General features: G+C 60.2%; 1 protein-coding gene. It reads left to right on the top strand.

Features of this window, described 5'->3' with window-relative positions:
- Positions 1 to 133: 133 nt before the first annotated feature.
- Positions 134 to 1483, top strand: coding sequence for an IS4 family transposase (locus KHO41_RS40905; protein WP_455363904.1), 1350 nt, complete (start codon positions 134 to 136; stop codon positions 1481 to 1483).
- The last annotated feature ends 7 nt before the right edge of the window (positions 1484 to 1490 follow it).

Here is a 1490-nt window from a genome sequence, read left to right as displayed (position 1 = left end):
CAACCGGTTTTACACATCTTTGACCGACCAAGGCGACCAGAGCGTCCAGGAAAAGCGTTTACATTCAACGACTTGAAGCGGTACTTGTAAACTCTCGGAGTCTCGCGTTTACTCTCGCATTTTGGGTGACGCGTTGACGATTGAATCGACACACTGGGCAGCGACTGAGTTTGCCCACCTGGATCTCGGCGATGCGCGCCTCGACAAGCGAGCGAAGATGTTGATGGAGCGATTTGCGGCCGATCCGACGGCCAGCGTACCGAAGGCGTGCCACGGCTGGACCGAGACCATGGGAGCGTATCGCTTCTTTGGCAATGACAGCGTTGACTGGCGCGATATTCTGGCGCCGCATTGGCAGCAGACCCAGCAGAGAATGGGGGCTGAGCCAGTCGTGCTGTGTCTTCAGGACACGACGGAACTTGATTTCAACGGTCAAGAGGCGATCGGTCTGGGGCCGCTGAGCTATGAAGCGCAGCGGGGTATGTATCTGCATCCGACCTACGCCGTCACGCCGCAACGCGAGCCGCTTGGTGTGCTTGACGCATGGATGTGGGCGCGCCAGAAACGGGACAAATTCGGCAAACGCGGCGGGCCAAAGGAAAGCTTGCGTTGGATTGAAGGTTATGAGCGCATCGCGGAAATGGCACTGGAGCTGCCCAGCACGCGCTTGGTCTACGTCGCCGACCGCGAAGCCGACTTGATGGCGTTGATGCTGCGTGCTCACGAACTCGGTACGCCCGCTGACTGGCTCATACGCGCGGCCCACAATCGCTGCCTGCCGGATGGCGAGAAGCTGTGGCAGCGCACTGTCAGCGGCAAGCCCGTTGGCGAGATCGCCTTCACGATGGGATCGCGCCATGGCGTCAAGGCCCGCACCGTGCGTCAGCAACTGTGGGTGCAACGGGTTGATCTGCCGGCAGGCGAGGGCAAGACGGTCGCGGCGACGAGCATCGTCGCACGCGAGTTTGATGCGCCTGCCGGCGCCAAGCCAATCGAGTGGCGCCTGCTGACAAATCGTAGCGCAGCCAGTCTGGACGATGCGATCCAACTGATTGACTGGTACCGAGCGCGCTGGGAAATCGAGACGCTGTTCAACATCTTGAAAAACGCTTGCCGCGTTGAAGCGCTCCAGTTGTCGGCGATCGAGCGGCTTGAGCGCGCTTTGGCACTGTTCATGGTCGTTGCTTGGCGCATCGCGCATCTGATGCGACTCGGACGCACTTGTCCAGACCTGGACGCCGACTTGTTCTTCGACCCGGATGAAATACGGGGCGCCTACCTGCTGACCAGCGTCAAGCAGCCTGCCAAGCCAACGCTGAATGAGGTGCTTCGCCTGATTGCACGCCTTGGCGGCTTCCTCGGCCGCAAGAGCGATGGCGAGCCCGGCGTGAAGACGATTTGGCTTGGCCTGAAAGAAGTTCATGTCGCCGCGAAGACTCTGCGAGGATTACGAGCCGTCGATGATGGGGACAATTGTGTATAACCGCATG

The sequence above is a fragment of the Cupriavidus numazuensis genome (genome assembly GCF_905397435.1).
In the GTDB taxonomy this organism is placed as follows: Bacteria; Pseudomonadota; Gammaproteobacteria; order Burkholderiales; family Burkholderiaceae; genus Cupriavidus; species Cupriavidus numazuensis.
The sequence above is the reverse complement of the archived record's forward strand: the minus strand, read 5'-3'. Positions and strand labels throughout refer to the sequence as shown.